Origin of the sequence: Mesorhizobium sp. M8A.F.Ca.ET.207.01.1.1, assembly GCF_004794715.1 — a bacterium.
GTDB lineage: Bacteria > Pseudomonadota > Alphaproteobacteria > Rhizobiales > Rhizobiaceae > Mesorhizobium.
This window is the reverse complement of sequence record NZ_SRUS01000006.1, coordinates 333,481-356,427: the sequence shown is the minus strand read 5'-3', so window position 1 is coordinate 356,427 and position 22,947 is coordinate 333,481. Positions and strand designations below refer to the sequence as shown.

Here is a 22,947-nt window from a genome sequence, read left to right as displayed (position 1 = left end):
GGGGGAAATGCGGGGGAAACAATGACTTATGGCCTGATCCTGGCGTTGGTGTTCGGTTATCTGCTGGGCTCAATTCCGTTCGGCCTGCTGCTTACCCGCGCGGCCGGCCTCGGTGACGTGCGCAAGATCGGCTCCGGCAATATCGGCGCCACCAATGTGCTGCGCACCGGCAACAAGGGGCTTGCCGCCGCGACCTTGCTGCTTGACGCGCTGAAGGGCACGGCCGCCGTGCTGATAGCAGGCCATTTCGCGCCTGAAACAGCGGTCTGGGCCGGCCTTGGCGCTTTTCTGGGGCACCTGTTTCCGGCATGGCTGGGGTTCAAAGGAGGCAAGGGCGTCGCGACCTATCTCGGCGTGCTGATCGGCCTCGCCTGGCAGGTGGCGCTGATCTTTGCCGTTGTCTGGCTGGTGATGGCTTTTCTGTTTCGCTTCTCCTCACTGGCAGCGCTGACGGCGGCCGTCGTCGTCCCGATCGCCCTCTACGTCATGAGCACACCCCAGGTTGCAGCGCTGTTCGTGGTGATGAGCATCATCGTTTTCATCAAGCACAGGGCCAACATTTCGCGGCTGATTGCCGGCACCGAAGGCAAGATCGGAGCCAAGGGGTGAGCGAACCGGCCGCCGGGCCGCGTCTCACCGATCGCCAGCGGCTCAGCTGGTTGCGGCTGATCCGCACCCAGAATGTCGGCCCGGCCTCCTTTCGCGACCTGATCAACCGTTTCGGTTCGGCCGAGGTCGCGTTGGAAATGCTGCCGGAACTGATGATTTCCGGTGGCGCCAACCGAATCGTGCGCATCCCTTCCCTGGCCCAAGCCGAGACCGAGATGGAGGCCGCGCGGCGGATCGGTGCACGCTTTGTCGGCATCGGCGAGGCAGACTATCCGCCGCTGCTGCGCAGCATGGACAATCCGCCGCCGCTGCTGGCGGTCAAGGGTAACGCAGCGGTGTTCCGGTTGCCGGGGATTGCGATCGTCGGCGCCCGCAACGCATCGCTTGCCGGCATCAAGATGGCGCGCATGCTGGCAGCCGATCTCGCAGGAGACGGCTATGGCATCATCTCCGGCCTGGCGCGCGGCATCGACACGGCGGCGCATCAGGGCAGTCTCTTGACCGGCACGGTCGGAGTGCTCGCCGGTGGCCTCGACCTGCCCTACCCGCCCGAAAATACCGGCCTGTGCGATGACATTACCGAGCGTGGCGCCATCATCTCGGAAATGCCGTTCGGCTGGCAGCCACGCGCCCAGGATTTCCCGCGCCGCAACCGCCTTGTCGCCGGTGCCGCCCTTGGATTGGTCGTGGTCGAGGCTGCGCAGCGCTCAGGCTCGCTGATCAGCGCCAGGCTTGCCGGCGAGATGGGCCGACTGGTCTTTGCCGTGCCTGGCTCCCCGCTCGATCCACGCGCCGCCGGTACCAACGGCCTGCTCAAGGATGGAGCGACGCTGGTCACCGAGGCTTCGGACATCTCCAGGGCGATCCTTCCGCTGACCGGCATGCGAACACCTGATCCGCCGCCGTTTGAAGACCCGCCCGACTTTTCGGCCACGGCGCCACCAGGCGAGAGCGACCGGGCCAAGGTGATCGAAGCGCTGGGGCCGACGCCGGTGCCGGTCGACGAGATCATCCGTCACACCGGCCTGCACCCCGCCCAGGTTTTCATGGTGCTGCTTGAACTCGACCTCGCCGGCCGCCTTGAACGCCACGCCGGCGGCAATGTTTCGCTGGTTTTCGGGGACGGCTAACCCGCCCTCAGTGGCGGTCGGTCTTTTTATCCTCCGCCTCGGCGTGATCCTGTGTGTCGGCGCCAAAGAGATCCTTTTGGACAAACTGGCGCCAGACCTCGTCCGCGTCCCGCGGGCGCGACGGATCCAAACTCGGCTCGCTCTCGTGCGCATTCGGGACCGAGCGCCGGCGTAGCCAAGCAGGCATCATCTCCTGGATGAGACTGGTGAATTGGGTCATCGCCGACTCCTTCGGTTCAGGGATGGATCAGACCGGTCGATCCATCCAAGTTGCTCTGGCTCACCGCACCCAGCCAAGCCAAAGCCTCGCCGACGTCGGCCAGCGCATGGCGCGCCGCTGTCGGTCCGCGCGGTTTTATCCGGATCGAAATGCCGTCCATCTCATTGACGGCCTCGAAACCATTCTCGTCGGATGTGTCGTCGCCCAGAAACACCGGCCGCCTCCCCTCGAAAGCCGGCAGATCCAAAAAGCGCCTGATTGCCGCTCCCTTCGCCGCCTCCAACGGCATCAATTCGACGCCGGCATTGCCGGCCAGCACCCGATACCCCACGGGCAACCTGTCCAGCGCCTGCTCGATCAGTTGCGTCGCGCGCTGCAACAAGTGCGGTGCCGCTCGTGTGTGGATTGCCAGGATCGGACCCTTGCGCTCGATATAGACGTCCGCACTATCCAGCTCCGCTTCGATCTCCTCGGCAAGTGCGGCAATGTCGGCCGGCTCTCCCGCCGCCTCGACCGGCCCATCACGCGCGAGCCTGTGCTCAAGACCGTAAAGCCCGGCGGCGCGCAATCTGAGGGGCTGGAAAAGATGATCGACAGCAGCGATCGACCGCCCCGTGATGAACGCCAGAGCTCCGTCCAATTGCAATTCGAGCCCCACCAACAGCGTCCGCAACTCATCGCCGACAACCACCGCATCGGGATGCGCGGCATGTTCGAGAAGCGTGCCGTCGATATCGAGGAACAAGGCCCACGCACCCTGCGGGACTTTGGGTACGGTCAAGTTTGACAATGTCGACATCACAGGGCCGCCACGCGCTTGCGGTCGAGCAGCGATATCACATTGCCGGGAGAACTGGGACCAGGAGAACGTGGGGCGGCGCTGACGGCACGATCGACCGCATCCCGCTTGCGCAGGCGCGCCGCATCGAACAGCATGCTGCCCGCCCATCGATAGACATTGTTTTCGCGCACGACCTCGCGCATGCGTCGCATGCGCTGACGTTGCTCTTCCGGTGACATGGTCAAGGCCTGCAGCAGGGCGTCGCCCATCATCGCCGCGTCGTAGGGATTGACGATCAGCGCCTCCAGCAATTCCTTCGACGCGCCGGCGAACATGCTGAGCATCAGCACGCCCTGTTCATCCTCGCGGGCCGCGACAAACTCCTTTGCAACCAGGTTCATGCCGTCGTGAAGGCTGGTGACCATGCAGACGTCGGCGGCCCGGTAAATCTCGTACACCTCCGTTTGCGAGTGATGTTCGGTCACCAGCACCACAGGGGTATAGTTTTCACGACCATGGCGCTCGTTGATATCCTCGGCATGGCGCAGACATTCCTCATACAATTGTTGATAGGCAGGCAAGGTGCCGCGGCTGGGCGCGGCGATCTGCAGGAACGCGACCTTGCCGATCCATTCCGGATGCAGTGTCAGCAGCTCATCGAGTGCGTTGAGACGATCGAGGATGCCCTTGGTGTAGTCGAGGCGTTCGACGCCGACGCACAGCCTGACGTTCTCGGCCAGGCCGAATTTCTCGCGAATGAGCTGGCGACATTCTGCAACAGCAGGCAGTTTGCTCAGATGCGGCGGCTCCCATTCGATTGAAATCGGATAGGCGTGAACCAGGCTGATCTGGCCGCCATAGGAGATGGCGGAATCCTCACGCTCGATCCTGCTCTCCAGGAAGCGGTCGACGCTGTCGATGAAGTTGTTGCAATGGAACTGGGTGTGAAAGCCGACGATTGAACTGCCCAGCAGTCCTTCGAGAATCTTCTCGCGCCATGGACAGATGCTGAACACCTCGGAATTCGGCCACGGAATGTGCCAGAAGGTGATGATGATCGCTTCCGGCAGGCGCTCCCGGATCATCCGCGGCAACAGCGCGAAGTGATAGTCCTGGACCAGCACGATGGGCCGCTCGTTGCGGGCCTCCGCCACGACGGTGTCGGCGAATTTGCGGTTGACCGTCTCATAGGCCTCCCAGTCGGAGGCGCGGAATATCGGCCGGGTGAAGGCTATGTGGCAGAGCGGCCAGAGCCCTTCATTGGCAAAGCCGAGATAATAGCCCTGCTGTTCTTCCTCGCTCAGCCAGACGCGGCGCAACGTGTAGGAAGGGTTTTCAGGCGGCACCTCGACGCGGTCATTTTCATCGACGACAAGCGCATCGGCCGAACCGCCGCCATAGGCGATCCATGTGCCGGCGCAGGCGCGCGTAATCGGCTCCAGCGCTGAAACCAGCCCGCTGGCAGGCACGACCAGCTGGATATCGTCCCCCTTGCGGTTATGAATGTAGGGTTCGCGATTTGAAACCACGATCACCTGCGCATCGGGAAGTTCCTTCGCCAAAATGTGACGCAGAGTTTCCGGCGACCATTGGACGAGCGCGGCGGTCGCGGATTGCCCGTTCTTTTCGAATTCCGGCAATGGACCGCGAACGGGTCCTGGTTCGAGACTGGCGCGCTTCGTGTTTCTGGCCCGAAGCGCCCGTGACACCACCACCGCAAGCGCGATGCATAAGATACCGACAATTGCGAGAATGAATAGCCACGGTGCGGCCGAAGGGACGACCAGGTACGAACTGTTGTCGGGCATTTCGAATTGATTACCTTTCAATGGGATGCGGCAGATCCACCGACAGGAACTCCGGCATCCTTGGCGTGGTGATCCAACGTTCCGCACACATGATGGTTCCGATTTTTCAACTCCTGACCACCAGAGGCACCAGTCCCTCATGCGCATCCGCAAGGAAGGCGCCGACACGATCTCCCACGCGTTGAAACGTCAGATCCACCGCCACATGTCCTACCGAGAGATGACGAATGACGAGATTGTCGATACCGATCGGCAAGCGCGGCTGGGTCACGTGAATTTCGTTCGTCCCACCATCGATCTGAAGGCCGAGGCAGGCCTGCATGAGCATGAAGGCGGAACCTGCGGACCAGGCCTGCGGCAGGCAAGCCACTGGATAGGCAATCGGCGCTTCGCCGGCCGCGCGCGTGAACCCACAGAACAGTTCGGGCAGCCGCATGTTGAAATGAACCGCGGATTCGAAGGTCCCGCTCATCAACCGCACCACGCTGTCGCGGATGCCGTAGCGCGCCAGTCCGGCGGCGCAGATCGCGGTGTCGTGCGGCCAGATGGAGCCGTTGTGATACGACATTGGATTGAAGAAGATCGCGTCGTCCGCCAGCGTTCTCAGTCCCCATCCGGAATGAAACGAAGCCGACAGCAACTGGTCGGCGACCATGCGTGCGCGATCCGGATTGGGCAGGCCGACATACAGCAGGTGACCGGCGTTGGACGTGCGCACCTTGCAGGGTTGGCCATCGCCATCGATGGCCAGCGCATAGTAGCTGAGGTCCTCGATCCAGAAATGGCGTTCGACTTGTTGGCGAATGACGTCGGCGCGCACTTCCCAATTTTCGGCCCGCTCCTCTTCGCCGCGCAGCCGTGCAAGCTTTGCCAATCCCTGGAACGCTGCAAAGACGTAGCCCTGCACCTCGACCAGAGCGATCGGTCCTTTCGGAATGCGGCCATCGGCATGGAAGACGGAATCGAAACTGTCCTTCCATCCCTGGTTGGCAAGGCCGGACTCGGCGGCGCGCTGGTAGGTAAGGAACCCTGTCGAACGACTGGCTGTCTCGATCCACTCGGCGGCGGCGCACAGCGATGGCCACAGGCCATCGATGAAAGCCGTGTCTCCCGTGCGGTCCGCATAGGCGCAGGCGAGATGGATGTAGAGCGGCGTCGTGTCGACGCCGCCATAATAGCGGCCGAACGGCAACTCACTCAGCGCCGCCATCTCGCCCTTGCGGGTCTCGTGCATGATCTTGCCGGGCTCGGAATCGCTGAAGGGGGAGGTCTCGGTCGCCTGGTGCTGGGCGAGAAAGGCAAGCACACCACGAGCCAGGCCGGGATTGAGCCAAAGCATCTGCAGAGCTGAGATCACGCCGTCCCGGCCGAAGGCGGTGGAGAACCATGGAATCCCGGCATAGGGGTAAGGGCCGGTCGTCAATTCCGTCGTGAGCAACGCCACATCGGCGCGGGCCCGCTCCATCCAATCATTGAAGACGCGGCCCGAACTGTGCAGTGTCGCCCCGTGCCGGCGCTTGGCGCGCATGCCGAAACGGGCACGGGCGGCGGCAGCCCGGAACCGCCGGCTTTCGGGGCGGTCTGGCGTCTCGCCGCCCACTTCCACGTAAAGCGTCTGGCTGCTTCGCTTGGTAATCGCGATGAAGAAATCCGCCCGCTCGGAGGTCAATTGATCGGGCGTCTGCGAAAACGATATCGCGGAGGTCCGTACCACCTTGTCCAGGCCTTCGTAGCGGAGCACGACCGAGTTCCGATCGATCTCGGCCGTGTGGGCGGTGCCGCGTTTGGAGCGGGTCGAGCCACGGACTTCGAACATGTCGCGAAAATCGGCACCAAAGCGCAGCGACACCAGGACCGTCGAATGCTCCCGGCTGTAGTTGGAGAGCGTGATGCGTTCATACAGCCTTTCCTCCCACAGAAGCCTGGCGCGCTCGATATGGATCGCGCCCTGCGGAATCTGGCGGCTCGCGGTGCTCTCGATCGGCAGATTGGTCAGGTTGGTGGTGAACAGGACGTTGTCCTGGCTGAGCGATGCGCCAAGCAACGACAGCGACCGCCCGCCGACCGTCAGGCGAAATTCCGAAAGCACACGCGTGTCGTCGCGGAAGAAGCCGTCGCCGGCGCCACGTATGTCGCCATAGGCATCGGCGACCGCAAAGCAATCGCCATGCTTGAGAGCATAAAGCCGATGCGGCTCCCTGGGGGCGGTTTCGTCCAGGGAAGCCAGTGCTATGGCAGGATCGAGCTTGCGCTCGTCGAGTTGGGTAATGGTCAAGAAGATTGTCCCGTGCTGGTTTCCGAACGGGTTGAAGGTCTACGAGGCTCTGCTCTGCTCGACGCCATTGCTCAGCCGCGAATACGCCGCGACATAATCCCTGGCCATTCTGTCGGCGGAAAACCGCCTTTCGAAGACCGCTCTTATTCTTCGCCTGTCGAGTTGCAGGAGAGCGGGCATCGAGGCGACGGCATCTTCGATGGTTTCGACGACAAAGCCGGTGACCCCATAATCGATGATCTCTGGCATGGCCCCGCAACTCCAGGCCATGACTGGGGTTCCGCAGGCCATGGCCTCGATCACCGCAAGCCCGAAGGGTTCGGGCCAATCGATGGGAAACAGCAAAGCGGCCGCATTGCCCAGAAACCTGCCCTTCTGGTCCTCGTCGATCTCGCCGACATACTCGACCCGGTCGCCATCGATCAGCGGCTGCACGACTTCCTCGAAATAGGCGCGGTCGCCATCGCCGATCTTGGCGGCGAGCTTCAGTTTCAGGCCGGTGCGGCGAGCGATCTCGATCGCCCGGTCCGGCCGCTTGTCGCGCGACATTCTGCCGAGGAACGCCAGATAGGCGCCATCAGTGCCTGCCTCGAAATCGGGCTCATAAAGCCCAAGCGGCAGCCCATGATGGATTGTCGCCAGCCAATTCGCGGACGCGAACCGCGCCCGCTGGCTGCGGGATATGGAAATCATGGGAAACCGCGGAAACCGGTCATAGGCCTGCGCGAGGTCCGCGTAATCCAGCCTGCCATGCGGGGTCGTCACCGTGCGCTGCGGCATATCACGGAAAAACGGAAAATGCAGGAAATGGCTGAGATGGAAATGGACGACATCGAAATCGTCGGCCCGTTTCCTCACTTCATCGAGCATCGACAAATGCGCCGCGATCTCGGACTTCAGCGGACGGGGATCGAGACGAAGCGCCCTTTCGCGGCACGGCACCAGTCTGGCGGAGGTCTTCGTGTCGCCACTGGCGAACAACGTCACGTCGTGGCCGAGGCCGACGAGAGCTTCGGTAAGATATGAGATGATGCGTTCGGTGCCCCCGTAGAGTCTTGGCGGCACCGACTCGTAAAGTGGTGCGACGTGGGCAATCTTCATGTCCCGGCGTCCCTCAATGAGCTGGTCATAGAGCCAAAATGCATCAGGGCCGGGATCGTTCCTGAATCATTGGAAGATGCGTCGAATGATCGATCCGTCCCCTGTTTGATTCGACCAGCCGCCCTATTTCCTGTCGGTAATGCCGGCCTGCGCTTACCGCAGCCGAAGGAGGTCCAGATGCAGCAACCCAGGGATATCGCAGCCCGGCGCCTGAGCATGATCGTCGAACAATATGTCGAGGCCAGAAAACGGCACTTTGGCTTTGTGTCGACGGACCAGGCTGCCCGAGTGATCCGCAGAACCCTGAAACCCGATCCTTCGGAGCCAGCACTTTCCGATCACGAACTTGACGACATGGTCGCCGCCCTCGCCGTGAAGAACGGCCTGGCCGTCATCTTCGACCGGGGTGTGCGGGGACCGGCCGACGGCGCCGAGGCCGAGCTGAACAGAAAGGAACCGATCATGCGAGCACCGACGGACACCCCGGATGTTGCCGGCGCGGTGGATGCCATCCTGAGCGGTCGTACCGCCCAGCTTTCGATGAGCGCGGTGATCTCCCTGCTGCGCGAACGAACCGGCACCAAGCGATCCGACGCGGATCTGGAAGGACTGATTGCCAAGAAGGCTGCCGTTCTGGATGTGCATTTGTCGCGCAGCGTCTGAGGCGTTGCTGCTCGTCGGGCGTCTCGTCGCTTATAGCGCAAGTCCAGTCCTTGACCGCGAGCACCTTCTCTGCGGCCATATGCCCGGGCTTTACGCGGTCTGAAGCCGGTTCACGGAACCTTCGCTGGATATTGTAACCAGCCGTGCAACGGCAAACGCGGCCAGAATTATGAAAAACGCCGTGATGTTCAAGAACATCGTCGACGCAAAGATGCTCGCGCTCTGGTCATAGCAGCTTGCGAATTCCATGACGCTTTACCCCTTCAAACCTGTTGCATCATGATCCTGCTTCAGAAGAAATTCAAGCAGATGCTAAAATACGTGGACGGGGTTCAAATGCGCGACAGCCAATTGCTTGTCCGGCTCAGCGACGAGTGCAAGGCTGCAGGGGACGCTGACGGTCAACAATGCCGTACGCCGTGGCCCCTCAGTCCCTGGTTAATGAAAAACCCGCCACAGGAGCGACCTGCGACGGGCTTTTGGAGTGGCTACATCCCTGAAGGAATCGACCGCTTGTAGTTTTATTGTGAACTGTGTGATCGCGTTAGCCTATGGTGTGATCGCGGAAAGCCTTGGGCCTGCCCGCCTCAATTTGCGAACACCGAGCGGACACAGATTTACGGATACCGAGACCTGATGCATTTGGTGAGCGCGATGGGATTCGAACCCATGACCTACTGATTAAAAGTCAGTTGCTCTACCGGCTGAGCTACGCGCTCCCGCGGGCTCGAAAAGGGCGCCCCCGAAATTGCGCGGAACATAGGGAGAGTGCCGCGACCGGTCAACCGGAAAAGATGGGTTCCAAACCCGCTCTTTGCCCTAAGTCGCTGCCCCTTGCTTTTGTTCCCCGCACTGAGGTGAGCAGCCCGGCGGATTTGGTTTCGGTCGGGCAGCGGCTGCCAACACGGCGGAACAAATCCGACGCGCCATCGTTTTTCGCCAAAGGGACGTACGCCAAACCCCTGAGGAGAAGACCGATGAATAGAATCACAACGGGCCTGCTTGCCGCCACGCTTTCCGCCACATTCGTCGCGGCGGAGGTGGTTCCGGTCAACGCCCAGCCCGCCTACGTGCCTTTGTCCCAGGCGGCAACGCCGGATGTGCAGACAGTGCAATATCGGGAGTGGAGGAGAAACCGCTCCTTCGACCGCAATTTCTCGCGCAATCGCAGCTTCAGTCGCAACAGTGACATGTATTGGAATGGTCATCGCGGCTATCGGGAATATCACCCCGGCTACCGCCGTCATGGCGATTACTGGTTCCCGCTCGCTGCCTTCGCGACTGGCGCACTGATCACCGGCGCGATCGTCAACGAGAACAACCGCGTCTATGAAGGCAATGCCCATGTGCAGTGGTGCTACAATCATTATCGGAGCTACCGCGCTTCGGACAACACTTTCCAGCCAAACAATGGCCCTCGTCGGGAGTGCCGTTCGCCTTACTGATCCCCAAAGTGAGTATGAGTGGCCTGAAAGTGTGAGTTCCAGGCCCGCGTCGGAAACGGCGCGGGCCTTCCTTTATGCGCTCAGTGTCCTGCGCACCGCATCACGCCAGCCTGCTAGTTTCGCAGCACGATTGGATGCGTCCATATCAGGCTTGAACCGTCGCTCGAGCGCCCAGCTTTTCGCGAACTCCTGCGCCGCGGGCCACACGCCCGCCTTCGAGCCGGCGAGCCAGGCCGCCCCCAGCGCGGTCGTCTCCAGGATTGTCGGCCGATCGACCGGCGCGTCGAGGATGTCGGCGAGGCGCTGCATGGTCCAGTCCGACGCCACCATGCCGCCATCAACCCTGAGCACGGTCTTTGCCTTGGCGCCCTTCCAATCCTTGTGCATGGCATCGAGCAGGTCGCGGGTCTGGTAAGCGACTGATTCCAAAGCCGCTCGGGCGAACTCGGCAGGACCGGAATTTCGGGTCAGCCCGAAGATGGCGCCGCGTGCCTCGGCGTCCCAATGCGGCGCGCCAAGCCCGACAAAAGCAGGAACCAGATAGACGTTCTGCGTCGGATCGGCCTCGGCAGCCAGTTTGCCGCTCTGCTCGGCCTTGCCGATCACCTTGATGCCGTCCCGCAGCCATTGCACCGCGGCACCCGCAATGAAAATCGAGCCTTCCAGCGCATAGGTGGTCTTGCCGTTCAACCGATAGGCGATGGTCGTCAACAGCCGGTTCTTCGAGCGCACCAGATCGCTGCCGGTGTTGAGCAGCGCAAAACAGCCGGTGCCGTAGGTGGATTTCATCATGCCCGGCTCGAAGCAGGCCTGCCCGATGGTTGCGGCATGCTGGTCGCCGGCAACGCCGAGGATTCTTATCTCGGCGCCAAACAGATTTTTCTCTGTGATTCCATAATCATCAGAACAATCCTTGACCTCCGGCAGCATCGCGGCCGGGATGCGCAGGATGGAAAGCAGTTCCTCATCCCAGGCATTCTTCTCGATATTGTAGACAAGCGTGCGTGAGGCGTTGGTGGCGTCGGTGGCATGAACCTTGCCGCCGGTCAGCCGCCAGATCAAAAAACTGTCGATGGTACCCGCCAGCAATTCGCCTCTCCCGGCGCGCCGCCTTGCCCCTTTCACCTTGTCCAGCATCCAGGCGATCTTGGTGCCCGAGAAATAGGGGTCGAGCAGCAGCCCTGTCTTGCGGGTGAATTTCTTCTCGAGCCCCTGCTTCTTGAGCTTCTGGCACAGCGGTGCGGTGCGCCGATCCTGCCACACGATGGCGTTGTGGACCGGTTTGCCCGTCGCCCTGTCCCAGACGACGACGGTCTCGCGCTGGTTGGTGATGCCGATGGCCACGACATCAGCAGCCGTACGGCCGGCCTTTTTCAGTGCGGCCTTCACGGTGGTCACGACGCTTGCCCAGATTTCTTCCGGGTCGTGCTCGACCCAGCCCGACGCCGGATAATGCTGGCTGAATTCCTTCTGGCCGGTGCCCGCGACCTTCATCCGGTCATCGAACAGTATCGCCCGGGTCGATGTCGTGCCCTGGTCGATCGCCAGCACAAAACCACTCATTCCGAAGTCCTCCGCCTCGACACAAACAGGGGAGACGGCAACGCGCCGCCTCCCCCAATTTCACACGGGCGCGAACGCCCGCATGGACAGTCTCACTTCTGCCAGCTCTTCACCAGTTCGTCGTAGTTGATGGTGATCGGCTTTTCCTTCTCGTTCTCGATCTTCAACTGAGGCGCGAGATTGCCCTTCTTGACCGCGTCGGCATTCCAGTAGGCGAGGTCATGCTCTTCGGCCATCTTCGGGCCGATATCGCCCTGAACGCCCGACTTCTCGATGCGGCTCATGACCTTTTCCTGCTCGCCGCAGAGCGAGTCCATCGCTTCCTGCGCCGTCTTGGCGCCGGACGAGGCATCGCCGATCGCCTGCCACCAGAGCTGTGCCAGCTTCGGATAGTCAGGCACGTTGGTGCCGGTCGGCGACCACTGGACACGGGCCGGCGAGCGGTAGAACTCGATCAGGCCGCCGAGCTTCGGCGCGCGTTCGGTGAAGCTCTTGTCGTGGATCGTGCTCTCGCGGATGAAGGTCAGGCCGACATGGCTTTTCTTCACGTCCACGGTCTTCGAGGTGACGAACTGCGCGTAGAGCCATGCGGCCTTGGCGCGGTCGGTCGGCGTCGACTTCATCAGCGTCCAGGAACCGACGTCCTGATAGCCGAGCTTCATGCCGTCCTTCCAGTAGACGCCGTGCGGCGACGGGGCCATGCGCCACTTCGGCGTGCCGTCGTCATTCAGCACCGCCTTGGCGCCGGCGTCGACCATCGAAGCGGTGAAGGCGGTGTACCAGAAGATCTGCTGCGCGACCGCGCCCTGCGCCGGCACAGGGCCGGATTCCGAGAAGGTCATGCCTTGCGCTTCGGCCGGCGCGTAGGCCTTCAGCCAGTCGAGGTACTTCTGGATCGAGTAGACGGCCGCCGGTCCATTCGTGTCGCCGCCGCGCGCCGTGCAGGAGCCGACAGGACGCGAATTCTCGTCGACCTTGATGCCCCATTCGTCGACGGGCAGGCCGTTCGGCAGGCCCTTGTCGCCATTGCCGGCCATCGACAGCCAGGCATCGGTGAACCGCCAGCCGAGCGACGGATCCTTTTTGCCATAGTCCATGTGGCCATAGACCTTCTTGCCGTCGATCTCGCGGCCGGTGAAGAATTCGGCGATGTCCTCATAGGCCGACCAGTTGACCGGCACGCCGAGGTCGTAGCCGTATTTGGCCTTGAAGTCGGCCTTGTTCTTCTCGTCGTTGAACCAGTCGTAACGGAACCAGTAGAGGTTGGCGAACTGCTGGTCGGGCAGCTGGTAGAGCTTCTTGTCGGGAGCGGTGGTGAAGGAGGTGCCGATGAAATCCTTCAGGTCGAGGTTGGGATTGGTGACATCCTTGCCCTCGCCCGCCATCCAGTCGGTCAGGTTACGCACCTGCTGGTAGCGCCAGTGGGTGCCGATCAGGTCGGAATCGTTGACCCAGCCGTCATAGAGGTTCTGGCCGGTCTGCATCTGGGTCTGGATCTTCTCGACGACGTCGCCTTCCTGGATGACGTCGTGCGTGATCTTGATACCGGTGATGGCGGTAAAGGCCGGCGCCAGCACCTGCGATTCATACTGGTGGGTGGCGATGGTTTCCGACACCACCTTGATGTCCATGCCGGCGAAAGGCTTCGCGGCATCGATGAACCACTGCATCTCGGCTTCCTGGTCGGCGCGCGAGAGCGTCGACAGCGGGCCGATCTCCTTGTCCAGGAACGCTTTCGCCTCGTCCATCCCGGCATAGGCGTTGCCTGCCCCGAGCAACAGGACAATGGCGGTCGTTGATGTTAAAAATTGACGTCGCATTAGTTTCCTCCACAGTTTCAAGGTTTCAAGTGCGATCTGGAGCGGTCGCCGGCACGCGGCCGCTCCAACAGTTTCCCCCTCTATACGTAGCGGAACACGCCGATGGCGTAGACCACGGAGAGAGCGAGAGCCCACCACAGGTTGGATCCGACAAGACCCAGCCAAGCGAGATGGATAAAGGCGCTGCCAAGCAGCGACAGGAAAAGACGGTCGCCGCGCGTCGTCTCGAAGCGCAGGATGCCGACGCGCGGATTGCCGCCCGGCGAGGCGTATTCCCAGGCGGCCATGCCGCACAGCAGTAGCAGAATGGTCGCGAAGAAAGCCGCGGTCGGCCACGTCCAGGCCATCCAGGAGAGGTCTAGATTCATTGCCGCGCCTCCATTGCCGCAGACTTCACGAGCTCACCGTTTTCAGCGGCATAAGCGACCAAGTTGATCAAACCGGCGAGGTGCATGAATGCGTGCCACGAGATCGTTTCGTCTTCTCGAGCTTTGTCGACTTCCGCACGTACATCGTTGAGGTCGTCGTACACGTCCCCCATGACACAAGTCGGAGTTTCGGCTTGGAACGCATCGGTGAAATAGACCTTCCAGTATTGGCTTTGCGCCACCTGGATGCTGTCAATGCCTTGATCTTCAAGACCATCAAACAGACTGTTGGTCAGTTGGCGCAGCTCGGAGATTTTGACGTCACCCGCGACCATTATACCCTCCCCAGGGCAAAGCCCTTGGCGATGTAATTGCGGACGAACCAGATGACGAGCGCGCCGGGGATCAGCGTCAGCACGCCGGCGGCGGCGAGCAGGCCCCAATCCATGCCGGCGGCCGAGACCGTGCGGGTCATGGTGGCGGCGATCGGCTTGGCGTCGGTGGTGGTCAGCGTGCGGGCGATCAGCAGCTCGACCCATGAAAACATGAAGCAGAAGAAGCAGGCGACGCCGATGCCGCTGGCGATCAGCGGCATGAAGATCTTGAGGAAGAAGCGCGGGAACGAATAGCCGTCAATATAGGCGGTCTCGTCGATTTCCTTCGGCACGCCCGACATGAAGCCTTCCAGGATCCACACCGCCAGCGGCACGTTGAACAGGCAGTGCGCCAGCGCCACCGCTATGTGCGTGTCGATGAGGCCGAAAGCCGAATAGAGTTGGAAGAACGGCAGCGCGAACACGGCCGGCGGCGCCATGCGGTTGGTCAGCAGCCAGAAGAACAGATGCTTGTCGCCAAGGAAACGATAGCGCGAGAAAGCGTAAGCCGCCGGCAGAGCCACCGATACCGAAATCACCGTGTTCATGACGACATAGGTGATCGAGTTGATGTAGCCAGAATACCAGGCCTTCTGCGTGAAGATGGTGACGTAGTTGGCGATCGTCGGCGCGTGCGGATAAAGCGTCAGCGAGTTGACGATCTCGGCATTGGTCTTGAAGCTCATGTTGATGAGCCAGTAGATCGGCAGCAGCAGAACGATGATGTAGAGCGTCGGTACGATCCACCACCAGCGCGACTCCTCGCCGCGCCGGCGCATCCGCCTGTCGAGTTCGCTCTGTGAGAGCGAACTGGCGAGCCCTTCGGCGGCGGTCCCGTTCATTGCATTGCGCTCGGTGCGTTCGTTGGCGCCAGCCATTTCAGCGCTCCGCGTCGTAGTTGGTCATCACGGTGTAGAACACCCACGACAACAACAGGATGATGAGGAAGTAGACCAGCGACATCGCCGCCGCCGGGCCAAGGTCGAACTGGCCGAGTGCCGTCTTGACGAGGTCGATCGACAGGAACGTCGTCGAGTTGCCCGGACCGCCGCCGGTGACGACGAAGGGCTCGGTGTAGATCATGAACGAGTCCATGAACCGCAGCAGAACGGCGATCAGCAGCACGCGTTGCATCTTCGGCAACTGAATGTAGCGAAAGACCGCCCAGCGCGACGCACCGTCGATCTTGGCCGCCTGGTAGAATGCGTCGGGGATCGAGACCAGGCCGGCATAGCAGAGCAGCACGACAAGGCTGGTCCAGTGCCAGACGTCCATGACGATGATCGTGACCCAGGCGTCGAACGGATCCTGCACATAATTGTAGTCGATGCCGATGGCGTTGAGGTAGTAGCCCATCAGGCCGATGTCGCTGCGCCCGAACACCTGCCAGATGGTGCCGACCACGTTCCACGGTATCAGCAGCGGCAGCGACATCAGCACCAGGCACACCGGCACGCCCCAGCCCTTTTTAGGCATGTTGAGCGCGATGAAGATGCCAAGCGGCACCTCGATCGCAAGGATGATGAAGGAAAAGACCAGGTTGCGGACCATCGCTTCCCAGAATCGGCTGGATGAAAGCAGTTCCTCGAACCACTCCGTACCTGCCCAGAAGAAGACGTTGTTGCCGAATGTGTCCTGCACCGAATAGTTGACGACCGTCATCAGCGGGACGACGGCGGTGAAGGCCACCAGCACAAGCACCGGCAGCACCAGGAACCAGGCCTTGTTATTCCAGGTCTTGTCCATCTATGCCCCCATCTCGACACGCCAGGAATCGGCATAGATGTTGATGCCGGCCGGATCGAACCGCACCTTCGGTTCGGCCGGAACGGTTTCGTCCTCCCCGATGACGGCCGCGATCTCGCGGCCCTCCAGCTTGGCGCGCACCACCTTGTGGCGGCCTACATCCTCGACCTTGGTGATTGAAACGGCCATGCCGTCGCGGCCGAGCCGTACATATTCCGGGCGGATGCCAAGCTCGACGGCCCCGGCGCTGGCCTTGGGCACTCCAGGCAATTCGATCCGTTGCGAGCCGAGCGTCGCCGTCCTGCCTTCGATTGCCACCGGCACGACATTCATGCCTGGCGAGCCGATGAAATAGCCGACAAAAGTGTGACGCGGCCGCTCGAACAGTTCCGCCGGCGTGCCGATCTGCACGATGCCGCCATCATACATGACGACCACCTGGTCGGCGAAGGTCAGCGCCTCGGTCTGGTCGTGCGTGACATAGACCATCGTGTAGCCGAAGCGGCGATGAAGCTGCTTCAACTGCGAGCGCAGCACCCATTTCATGTGCGGATCGATGACGGTCAGCGGTTCGTCGAACAGGATGGCGTTGACGTCCGAGCGCACCAGGCCACGGCCGAGCGAGATTTTCTGCTTCTGGTCGGCGGTCAGGCCCCTCGCCTTCTTCTTCGCCCATGAGGCCAGGTCGATCATCTCCAGCGTCTCGCGCACCTTGCGGTCGACGTCGGCCTCCGGCACGCCGCGATTGCGCAGCGGGAACGCCAGATTGTCGTAGACCGTCATGGTGTCGTAGATGACCGGGAACTGGAACACCTGCGCGATGTTGCGCTCCTGCGTCGACAAATTGGTCACGTCCCTGCCGTTGAACAGCAACTGGCCATGCGAGGGATGAAGCAGCCCTGAAATGATGTTGAGCAGCGTGGTCTTGCCGCAGCCGGACGGCCCAAGCAGCGCATAGGCGCCGCCATCCTCGAACGTGTGATGCACTTCGCGCAACGCGAAATCGGCATCCGTGCGCGGGTTCTGCAGATAGGAATGCCTGACATGGTTGACGTCGATGCGTGCCATATCGCCCCTCCTAAGCCGCCAGCTTCGGCGCGGTCATAGCCCGGCCGTGCTCGTCGAAGACCATGATGTGACGCGGATCGATGAACACTTCGACCACCGCATCTGTCTCGAAATCCCTGATGCCGTGGGTCAACATCACCCAGCGGGCATCGGCAAAGTCGAGATGGATGAAGCTCTCGGACCCGGTGATTTCGGTGATGGTGACCTTTGCCCGTACCGGCACCGCGGCGGCATTGGGCCGGTCGAGCGAAAGATGGTGCGGCTGAAAGCCGATCGTATAGTTCGTATCGGCGATGCCGACGAGTTCCGCGGGCACCGGCAGCTTGACGCCGCCCTCGAGCAGAAAGTCCGCGCCCTTCTTGGCCAGCACGATGCTGTTGAGCGGCGGATCGGCGAAGGTCCTGGCCGTCACCAGATCAACCGGCTTGCGGAATACGTCGATGGTCGGCCCGAACTGGGTGATGCGGCCTTCCGACAGCGTTGCCGTGTTGCCGCCGAGCAGCAGGGCCTCATGCGGCTCGGTGGTGGCGTAGACGAAGATGGTGCCGGCAGCGGCAAAGATCCTCGGCAGTTCGGCCCGCAATTCCTCGCGCAGCTTGTAGTCGAGGTTGGCAAGCGGCTCGTCGAGCAGCACCAGGCTGGCATTCTTGACGATGGCGCGCGCCAGCGCGGTGCGCTGCTGCTGGCCGCCCGACAGGCTGAGCGGGGTGCGGTCGAGATAGGGTGTCAGCTTGAGGAGAGCTGCCGCCTCGCGCACCTGGCTGTCGATCTTGCCTTGCTCGACACCAGCCACCCTTAGCGGCGAGGCGATGTTGTCATAGACCGTCATCGCCGGATAGTTGATGAACTGCTGGTAGACCATGGCGATCTTGCGCTTCTGCACCGGCGTGCCGGTGACATTCTGGCCGTCGAACCAGACCGAGCCGGATGTCGGCACATCGAGGCCGGCCATCAGCCGCATCAAGCTGGTCTTGCCGGAAAGCGTGGGCCCGAGCAAAACGTTGAGCGAGCCGTGCTGAAGCGTCAGCGACACGTCGCGGATGTGTTCGACCGCACCGACCGTCTTGGTGACGTTCCTCAGTTCCAGCATGACGCCTCCTCCCAGGCTTTCCGCATCAGCTCAAAACCTCTTCATTCGGCGGCCGCGACATGCTGCCGGCTTATGCCACGCATGAATTCATCGAGTACCGAGACCTGCTCGCGGCTAAGATGCAGGCCGCGCTTGGTCCGTCGCCACAGCACATCTTCCGCCGTGACGGCCCATTCGTTTTCAACGAGATAGCGCACCTCGGCCTCGTGCAGATCGCCACCGAAATTGCGGCCGAGATCGGCAATCGACTTGGCCAAGCCGAGCAGAACCTGCGCACGCGTCCCGTAAAGCCTGGTCAACCGGCGCGCCAAACGCTGGTCGAGGAAAGGGTAGGCGCTTTTCAGCTTCGCCACCTGCGCATCGAAACCGGTGGCCGGAAAATCGCCGCCAGGCAGCGGCGCATCCGATGTCCACGGCTTGCCGCGCTTGCCGAGAAAACCTTCGATCTTCTCCAGCATTGATTCCGCCAGCCGGCGGTAGGTGGTGATCTTGCCGCCAAACGCGTTGACCAGCGGTGCGGCGCCCTCGCCGCCATCGGCCTTCAGCACATAGTCGCGCGTCGCTTCCTGCGCCTTGGAGGCGCCGTCATCATAGAGCGGACGCACGGCCGAATAGGTCCAGACAATGTCCGAACGCTTGACGGGAACCGCGAAATACTCGCTCGCCGCGGCACAGAGATAGTCGATTTCGGTGTCGCTGATCTTCACATCGTGCGGATCGCCGGGATAATCCCGGTCGGTGGTGCCGATCAGCGTGAACTCGTCCTCGTAGGGAATAGCGAAGATGATGCGGCCATCCCTGTTCTGGAAGAAATAGGCGCGCGGATCGTCGAACTTCTTGGCGATGACGATGTGGCTGCCCTGCACGAGGCGGACGTTGTGAACGTCATTCTGCCCGACGACGCCGGACAGCACGTGGTCTACCCAGGGCCCCGCCGCATTGACCAGCAACCGTGCCTTGACCTCTTCGGTCTCGCCGGTTTGCAGGTTCTCGATCTTTATCGTCCAGATCCCGCCTTCGCGGCGGGCTCCAACCACTTTCGTGCGGGTCCGGATGGTTGCGCCCCGGTCAGCAGCGTCACGTGCATTCAGCGCCACCAGCCGCGCATCGTTGACCCAGCCATCGGAATATTCGAAGGCCTTTTTGAACAGCGGCTTCAAAGGCTTGCCCGCCGGGTCGCTTGCCATGTCGAGCGTCCTGGTCGCCGGCAGCAATTTGCGCCCGCCAATGTGATCGTAAAGGAACAGGCCAAGCCGGATCAGCCAGGCGGGTCGCAGGCCCCTGGCGTAGGGCAGCACGAAGCGCATCGGCCAGATAATGTGCGGTGCGTTCTTCCACAGAACCTCGCGCTCCATGAGCGCCTCGCGCACCAGGCGGAATTCGTAGAATTCGAGATAGCGCAGCCCGCCATGGATCAGCTTGGTCGAACCGGACGAGGTTCCGCTGGCGAGGTCATTCATCTCGGCGAGAAAGACCGAAAACCCGCGGCCAACGGCATCACGAGCGATTCCGCAGCCGTTAATACCGCCGCCTATGACGAAAATGTCCCGGACTGAAGATGGGTCCACTTAATTCCTCCACGATTTCGCACTGCACCATTTTGGGTCTTTTGCGAAACCGTAGCGGAATTATTTCGAACTCATAACGAATGTCAAACGAAATATCACAAGCCGGTGAACAAGCCGGCGAGAAGACGATAAAAGACCTCAGGCGGGCGACGTCTCGATCAGCTGAACCTCGGCCTCCTGGCAGATCTTGCGCACCGAAGCGATCTCGCAGCGATCGGTGATGAAGGTGTTGACCTGCGACAGATGACCGATGCGTACCGGCGCCGTACGCTCGAATTTGGTCTGGTCGGATACCAGGATGACATGCCTGGCATTGGCGATGATCGCTTGCGCCACCTTCACCTCGCGAAAATCGAAGTCGAGCAGCGCTCCATCATGATCGATCGCGGAGGCACCGATGACAGCATAATCGACCTTGAACTGCCTGATGAAATCGACCGCCGCCTCACCGACGACACCCCCGTCCGAGCCGCGGACCACACCACCGGCAATCACCACCTCGATCGAAGGATAGATGCGCATCCTATTGGCAACATTGATGTTATTGGTGATGACCATCAGGCCGTTATGATCGAGCAACGCCTTGCTGACCGCCTCCGTCGTGGTGCCGATGTTGATGAACAGCGAGGCGTTGTCGGGGATCAGCCTCGCCGCCGCACGGCCAATCGCTTCCTTCTCGTCGGCCGCGATCTTGCGCCTGGCTTCATACTCCATGTTCTCGATGCCCGACGGGAACAAGGCGCCGCCATGGATGCGCGAAAGCAGCCGCTGGTCGCACAAATCGTTGAGGTCCTTGCGTATGGTCTGCGGCGTCACATTGAAATGCGTGGCCAGATCGTCGACCAGCACGCGGCCGTTGTCCTTAGCCATCTGGATGATCTCGGCATGGCGCGGCGACAGATACATCAAGCAAGCTCCCGTTTTCGTTTTTCTTGCTTATAGTCGAAAACGAAACCGATGAAAAGGCACAAGCCGGCTAACGAAATCCGATGATTGTACGAGGGAACCTCGGCGCGACCTTGATCCAGCCTTTTTCAGGCCACGGCGCGTGCAATTTCGGTAATGGCGGTGAAAGCCGCGTCGACGTCTTCCGCCGTCGCATCGAACTGGCCCACCTGGAAGCGGATCGCCACCCTTCCATCGACTTTCGTTTGCGTCAGGTAGATGCGGCCATCGTCGTTGATCGCATTGACCAGCCGCAGATTGTGCTCGTCGGCATCGGTGTCCGAAGCCGCCTTGTGCCGGAACGAAAACAGCGACAGCATCGGCTCGCTGACGATCTCGAAATCCACCTCCCTTGCCAGACGCGTGGCGAGGCCTTCGCTCCAGGCGACATGGTTGCGGATCATGGTTCGCAGGTTTTCCAGTCCATGGGCGCGCAGTAGGAACCACAGTTTCAGCGCGCGGAAGCGCCGGCCGAGCGGCACCGACCATTCCGAGTAGTTGATGATGCCGTCATGGCCGTGCGTCTTGAGATAGTCGGGCTTGATGGCCAGCGTCCTGACATGGCTCGAGGGGTCGCGCAGGAACTGGATCGAACAATCGAACTGCGCGCCCAGCCATTTGTGCGGATTGAAGACGATCGAATCGGCGCCTTCGACGCCAGACCAGAAATGCCGGTATTCCGGGCAGATCATCGCCGACCCGGCCCAGGCGGCATCGACATGCAGGTAGAGCCCGTGCCGCCTGGCAACCTCCGCAACCGCTGCAATATCGTCCGTGCCACCGGTGCTGGTGCCGCCGACACAGGCGATAATACCAGCAGGCAGCATGCCGGCTTTCCGGTCGGCGATGATGGCTGCTTCCAGGGCTGCCGTGTCCATGGCGCGAAAACGGCCGGTGACCGGAACGCGCACGAGATTGTCCTCGCCGATGCCCGAGACCCAGATCGCCCGGTCGATCGATGTGTGCACCTGGTCGGAAGAATAGATGCGCAACCGCCCCTGCCCGGCCAAACCCTTTTTGTTGCCTTGCCAGCCGAGCGCCCGCTCGCGCATGGTCAGCACGGCGTTGAGTGTCGCCGACGAGGCCGAATCCTGGATCACGCCGGAAAAGCCCTCTGGCAGGCCGAGCGCCTGGCGCATCCAGTCGACGGTGCGGGTTTCAAGCTCGGTCGCCGCCGGTGACGTTTGCCAAAGCATGCATTGCGCGGCCATCGCCGACACCAAGTATTCCGCCACCACCGAAACCGGCGCCGCGTTGGCCGGGAAATAGGCGAAGAAGCGGGGGTGCTGCCAATGTGTCATCCCCGGTACGATCTTGGCTTCGAAATCGGCGAAGATTCTGTCCATCGGTTCGGCGTCTTCGGGCGGCGACGCCTCGATGCTCCTGAAAATGTCGCCCGGCTCGACCAATGGCCGCACCGGCCGCTCACGCAAATTGTTGCGATAGTCGGCACCCCAGTCGGCGGCGCGTTGCGACCATTGCCGGAAATCGTCATTGTTCATCTTGTTCCTCCCGACATGATCTTTCGTGGCCGGCGGCAGCCGCCCGCTCTTCAAGATCATATTAATTAACATGTGAAATATTTGCAACCGCCGTCGAATGGCGAGATAGGCAAAACTAGCCGGGGAAATCCGGCAGGCTGGCGAACGCCGTCTTCAGGGCATTCGACCATCCATCGGAGATTGTGCGGTAATACTGATCGTCCTGGCCGATCCGCTTTTTCAGGCCGACCTGAAAGGCGTCCCGTTCCAGGAAAAGCAAGTCGAGCGGCAAGCCGACCGACAGGTTCGATTTCAACGTCGAATCGAACGACACCAGCAAGAGTTTAACCGTCTCGGCGAGGCTCATCGTCTTTTCATAGGCGCGGATGATGATCGGCTTGCCGTATTTGGTCTCGCCGATCTGGAAGAACGGCGTGTCGTCGGTCGACTCGATGAAATTGCCTTCGGGATAGATCATGAACAGGCGTGGCGGGCTGCCCTTGATCTGCCCACCGAGGATGAAGGAGGCATTGAAATAGGAATCGGCCTTCTCGCCGGCGGGCGACGATTGCGCGATCACCTCTTTCACCGTGTCGCCGACCAGCCGCACCGTCTGGTACATGGATGGCGTTTCGAGCAGCTTCTCGTGGCGGTCGGTCACCGCCTTGGTGCGCTCGTCGAGCAGGCTGACCACGGCCTGTGTCGTCGCCAGATTGCCGGCCGACATCAAGACGATGACGCGCTCGCCCGGCTGCTCCCACACATGCATCTTCTTGAAGGTCGAGATCGAATCCATGCCGGCATTGGTGCGCGTGTCCGACATGAACACGAGCCCGCGATCGATCTTGAGGCCGACGCAATAGGTCATAGAATCTCTTGAGGCAGCAATCCT

At 61.6% G+C, this 22,947-nt stretch carries 21 protein-coding genes and 1 tRNA gene; 4 read left to right on the top strand and 18 right to left on the bottom strand.

Annotated elements, in window-relative coordinates:
• Positions 1–21: 21 nt before the first annotated feature.
• Complete coding sequence (plsY, locus tag EN850_RS20060) at positions 22–609, top strand: glycerol-3-phosphate 1-O-acyltransferase PlsY (protein ID WP_135864584.1); 588 nt, start codon at positions 22–24, stop codon at positions 607–609.
• Entirely contained in the window at positions 606–1,739 is a 1,134-nt protein-coding gene (gene dprA / locus EN850_RS20055) for a DNA-processing protein DprA (protein WP_135915884.1), read from the top strand. Before plsY ends, dprA begins: the two co-directional genes overlap by 4 nt.
• Positions 1,740–1,746: 7 nt before the next feature.
• On the opposite strand, the gene EN850_RS20050 is transcribed toward dprA, so the two are convergent.
• From EN850_RS20050 to EN850_RS20030, 5 genes are all read right to left on the bottom strand, one after another.
• Positions 1,747–1,959, bottom strand: coding sequence for a hypothetical protein (locus EN850_RS20050; protein ID WP_127278356.1), 213 nt, complete (start codon positions 1,957–1,959; stop codon positions 1,747–1,749).
• A gap of 16 nt (positions 1,960–1,975) precedes the next feature.
• Positions 1,976–2,758 carry a trehalose-phosphatase gene (otsB, locus tag EN850_RS20045; protein WP_136092079.1) on the bottom strand — a complete coding sequence of 261 codons (783 nt, stop codon included), beginning with the start codon at positions 2,756–2,758 and terminating at the stop codon, positions 1,976–1,978.
• A complete protein-coding gene (locus EN850_RS20040) occupies positions 2,758–4,548 on the bottom strand; it encodes a trehalose-6-phosphate synthase (protein ID WP_136092078.1) in 1,791 nt (596 codons plus the stop codon). The genes otsB and EN850_RS20040 overlap by 1 nt, the downstream gene beginning before the upstream one ends.
• Before the next feature lie 106 nt (positions 4,549–4,654).
• On the bottom strand, positions 4,655–6,817 hold the full coding sequence (locus EN850_RS20035) for an amylo-alpha-1,6-glucosidase (protein WP_136092185.1): 2,163 nt from the start codon (positions 6,815–6,817) through the stop codon (positions 4,655–4,657).
• A gap of 45 nt (positions 6,818–6,862) precedes the next feature.
• The gene (locus tag EN850_RS20030) at positions 6,863–7,924 is read right to left on the bottom strand and encodes a glycosyltransferase family 4 protein (protein ID WP_135864578.1); all 1,062 of its coding nucleotides are present in this window, start codon (positions 7,922–7,924) and stop codon (positions 6,863–6,865) included.
• Between the two features lie 177 nt (positions 7,925–8,101).
• On the opposite strand from EN850_RS20030, the gene EN850_RS36390 reads away from it, so the two are divergent.
• Positions 8,102–8,587, top strand: a complete 486-nt coding sequence (locus tag EN850_RS36390; RefSeq protein WP_189343662.1) for a hypothetical protein — start codon at positions 8,102–8,104, stop codon at positions 8,585–8,587.
• Positions 8,588–9,230: 643 nt separating this feature from the next.
• Here the strand turns inward: EN850_RS36390 and EN850_RS20015 are convergent.
• Positions 9,231–9,306 (bottom strand) — tRNA-Lys (locus tag EN850_RS20015).
• Between the two features lie 258 nt (positions 9,307–9,564).
• On the opposite strand from EN850_RS20015, the gene EN850_RS20010 reads away from it, so the two are divergent.
• Positions 9,565–10,032 carry a BA14K family protein gene (locus tag EN850_RS20010; protein WP_135915863.1) on the top strand — a complete coding sequence of 156 codons (468 nt, stop codon included), beginning with the start codon at positions 9,565–9,567 and terminating at the stop codon, positions 10,030–10,032.
• A gap of 72 nt (positions 10,033–10,104) precedes the next feature.
• Here the strand turns inward: EN850_RS20010 and glpK are convergent, their stop codons facing one another.
• The 12 genes from glpK to EN850_RS19950 form a co-directional block, all read right to left on the bottom strand.
• Complete coding sequence (gene glpK / locus EN850_RS20005) at positions 10,105–11,595, bottom strand: glycerol kinase GlpK (RefSeq protein ID WP_135880434.1); 1,491 nt, start codon at positions 11,593–11,595, stop codon at positions 10,105–10,107.
• Positions 11,596–11,687: 92 nt separating this feature from the next.
• The gene (locus EN850_RS20000; protein ID WP_127278378.1) at positions 11,688–13,415 is read right to left on the bottom strand and encodes an ABC transporter substrate-binding protein; all 1,728 of its coding nucleotides are present in this window, start codon (positions 13,413–13,415) and stop codon (positions 11,688–11,690) included.
• A gap of 80 nt (positions 13,416–13,495) precedes the next feature.
• Positions 13,496–13,783, bottom strand: coding sequence for a DUF2160 domain-containing protein (locus tag EN850_RS19995; protein WP_127278379.1), 288 nt, complete (start codon positions 13,781–13,783; stop codon positions 13,496–13,498).
• Positions 13,780–14,118, bottom strand: a complete 339-nt coding sequence (locus EN850_RS19990; protein WP_136092077.1) for a hypothetical protein — start codon at positions 14,116–14,118, stop codon at positions 13,780–13,782. Before EN850_RS19990 ends, EN850_RS19995 begins: the two co-directional genes overlap by 4 nt.
• A complete protein-coding gene (locus EN850_RS19985; protein ID WP_135864495.1) occupies positions 14,118–15,035 on the bottom strand; it encodes a carbohydrate ABC transporter permease in 918 nt (305 codons plus the stop codon). The genes EN850_RS19990 and EN850_RS19985 overlap by 1 nt, the downstream gene beginning before the upstream one ends.
• Before the next feature lies 1 nt (position 15,036).
• Positions 15,037–15,903 (bottom strand): sugar ABC transporter permease, encoded by an 867-nt coding sequence (locus EN850_RS19980; RefSeq protein ID WP_127280974.1) that lies wholly within the window; start codon positions 15,901–15,903, stop codon positions 15,037–15,039.
• The gene (locus EN850_RS19975; RefSeq protein WP_135880435.1) at positions 15,904–16,971 is read right to left on the bottom strand and encodes an ABC transporter ATP-binding protein; all 1,068 of its coding nucleotides are present in this window, start codon (positions 16,969–16,971) and stop codon (positions 15,904–15,906) included. It lies immediately after the preceding gene.
• Positions 16,972–16,981: 10 nt separating this feature from the next.
• Complete coding sequence (locus tag EN850_RS19970) at positions 16,982–18,061, bottom strand: ABC transporter ATP-binding protein (RefSeq protein ID WP_135864491.1); 1,080 nt, start codon at positions 18,059–18,061, stop codon at positions 16,982–16,984.
• A 41-nt stretch (positions 18,062–18,102) separates the two neighbouring features.
• On the bottom strand, positions 18,103–19,629 hold the full coding sequence (glpD, locus tag EN850_RS19965) for a glycerol-3-phosphate dehydrogenase (RefSeq protein WP_135918450.1): 1,527 nt from the start codon (positions 19,627–19,629) through the stop codon (positions 18,103–18,105).
• A 138-nt stretch (positions 19,630–19,767) separates the two neighbouring features.
• On the bottom strand, positions 19,768–20,535 hold the full coding sequence (locus tag EN850_RS19960; protein WP_127281059.1) for a DeoR/GlpR family DNA-binding transcription regulator: 768 nt from the start codon (positions 20,533–20,535) through the stop codon (positions 19,768–19,770).
• A gap of 128 nt (positions 20,536–20,663) precedes the next feature.
• The gene (locus EN850_RS19955) at positions 20,664–22,076 is read right to left on the bottom strand and encodes an aspartate aminotransferase family protein (RefSeq protein WP_127872520.1); all 1,413 of its coding nucleotides are present in this window, start codon (positions 22,074–22,076) and stop codon (positions 20,664–20,666) included.
• A 115-nt stretch (positions 22,077–22,191) separates the two neighbouring features.
• Positions 22,192–22,923 (bottom strand): peptidase, encoded by a 732-nt coding sequence (locus EN850_RS19950; protein WP_127280448.1) that lies wholly within the window; start codon positions 22,921–22,923, stop codon positions 22,192–22,194.
• Between the last annotated feature and the right edge of the window lie 24 nt (positions 22,924–22,947).

What these genes read in the sequence shown, in the direction of transcription:
- EN850_RS20040 (WP_136092078.1), bottom strand. Translation starts at nt 4,548, where the DNA reads ATGCCCGACAACAGTTCGTACCTGGTCGTCCCTTCGGCCGCACCGTGG.
- EN850_RS19990 (WP_136092077.1), bottom strand. Translation starts at nt 14,118, where the DNA reads ATGGTCGCGGGTGACGTCAAAATCTCCGAGCTGCGCCAACTGACCAAC.
- EN850_RS20050 (WP_127278356.1), bottom strand. Translation starts at nt 1,959, where the DNA reads ATGACCCAATTCACCAGTCTCATCCAGGAGATGATGCCTGCTTGGCTA.
- EN850_RS19975 (WP_135880435.1), bottom strand. Translation starts at nt 16,971, where the DNA reads ATGGCACGCATCGACGTCAACCATGTCAGGCATTCCTATCTGCAGAAC.
- otsB (WP_136092079.1), bottom strand. Translation starts at nt 2,758, where the DNA reads ATGTCGACATTGTCAAACTTGACCGTACCCAAAGTCCCGCAGGGTGCG.
- EN850_RS19980 (WP_127280974.1), bottom strand. Translation starts at nt 15,903, where the DNA reads ATGGACAAGACCTGGAATAACAAGGCCTGGTTCCTGGTGCTGCCGGTG.
- EN850_RS19985 (WP_135864495.1), bottom strand. Translation starts at nt 15,035, where the DNA reads ATGGCTGGCGCCAACGAACGCACCGAGCGCAATGCAATGAACGGGACC.
- plsY (WP_135864584.1), top strand. Translation starts at nt 22, where the DNA reads ATGACTTATGGCCTGATCCTGGCGTTGGTGTTCGGTTATCTGCTGGGC.
- EN850_RS19970 (WP_135864491.1), bottom strand. Translation starts at nt 18,061, where the DNA reads ATGCTGGAACTGAGGAACGTCACCAAGACGGTCGGTGCGGTCGAACAC.
- EN850_RS19995 (WP_127278379.1), bottom strand. Translation starts at nt 13,783, where the DNA reads ATGAATCTAGACCTCTCCTGGATGGCCTGGACGTGGCCGACCGCGGCT.
- EN850_RS20030 (WP_135864578.1), bottom strand. Translation starts at nt 7,924, where the DNA reads ATGAAGATTGCCCACGTCGCACCACTTTACGAGTCGGTGCCGCCAAGA.
- EN850_RS20010 (WP_135915863.1), top strand. Translation starts at nt 9,565, where the DNA reads ATGAATAGAATCACAACGGGCCTGCTTGCCGCCACGCTTTCCGCCACA.
- EN850_RS19950 (WP_127280448.1), bottom strand. Translation starts at nt 22,923, where the DNA reads ATGACCTATTGCGTCGGCCTCAAGATCGATCGCGGGCTCGTGTTCATG.
- EN850_RS20000 (WP_127278378.1), bottom strand. Translation starts at nt 13,415, where the DNA reads ATGCGACGTCAATTTTTAACATCAACGACCGCCATTGTCCTGTTGCTC.
- EN850_RS36390 (WP_189343662.1), top strand. Translation starts at nt 8,102, where the DNA reads ATGCAGCAACCCAGGGATATCGCAGCCCGGCGCCTGAGCATGATCGTC.
- EN850_RS19955 (WP_127872520.1), bottom strand. Translation starts at nt 22,076, where the DNA reads ATGAACAATGACGATTTCCGGCAATGGTCGCAACGCGCCGCCGACTGG.
- glpK (WP_135880434.1), bottom strand. Translation starts at nt 11,595, where the DNA reads ATGAGTGGTTTTGTGCTGGCGATCGACCAGGGCACGACATCGACCCGG.
- EN850_RS19960 (WP_127281059.1), bottom strand. Translation starts at nt 20,535, where the DNA reads ATGTATCTGTCGCCGCGCCATGCCGAGATCATCCAGATGGCTAAGGAC.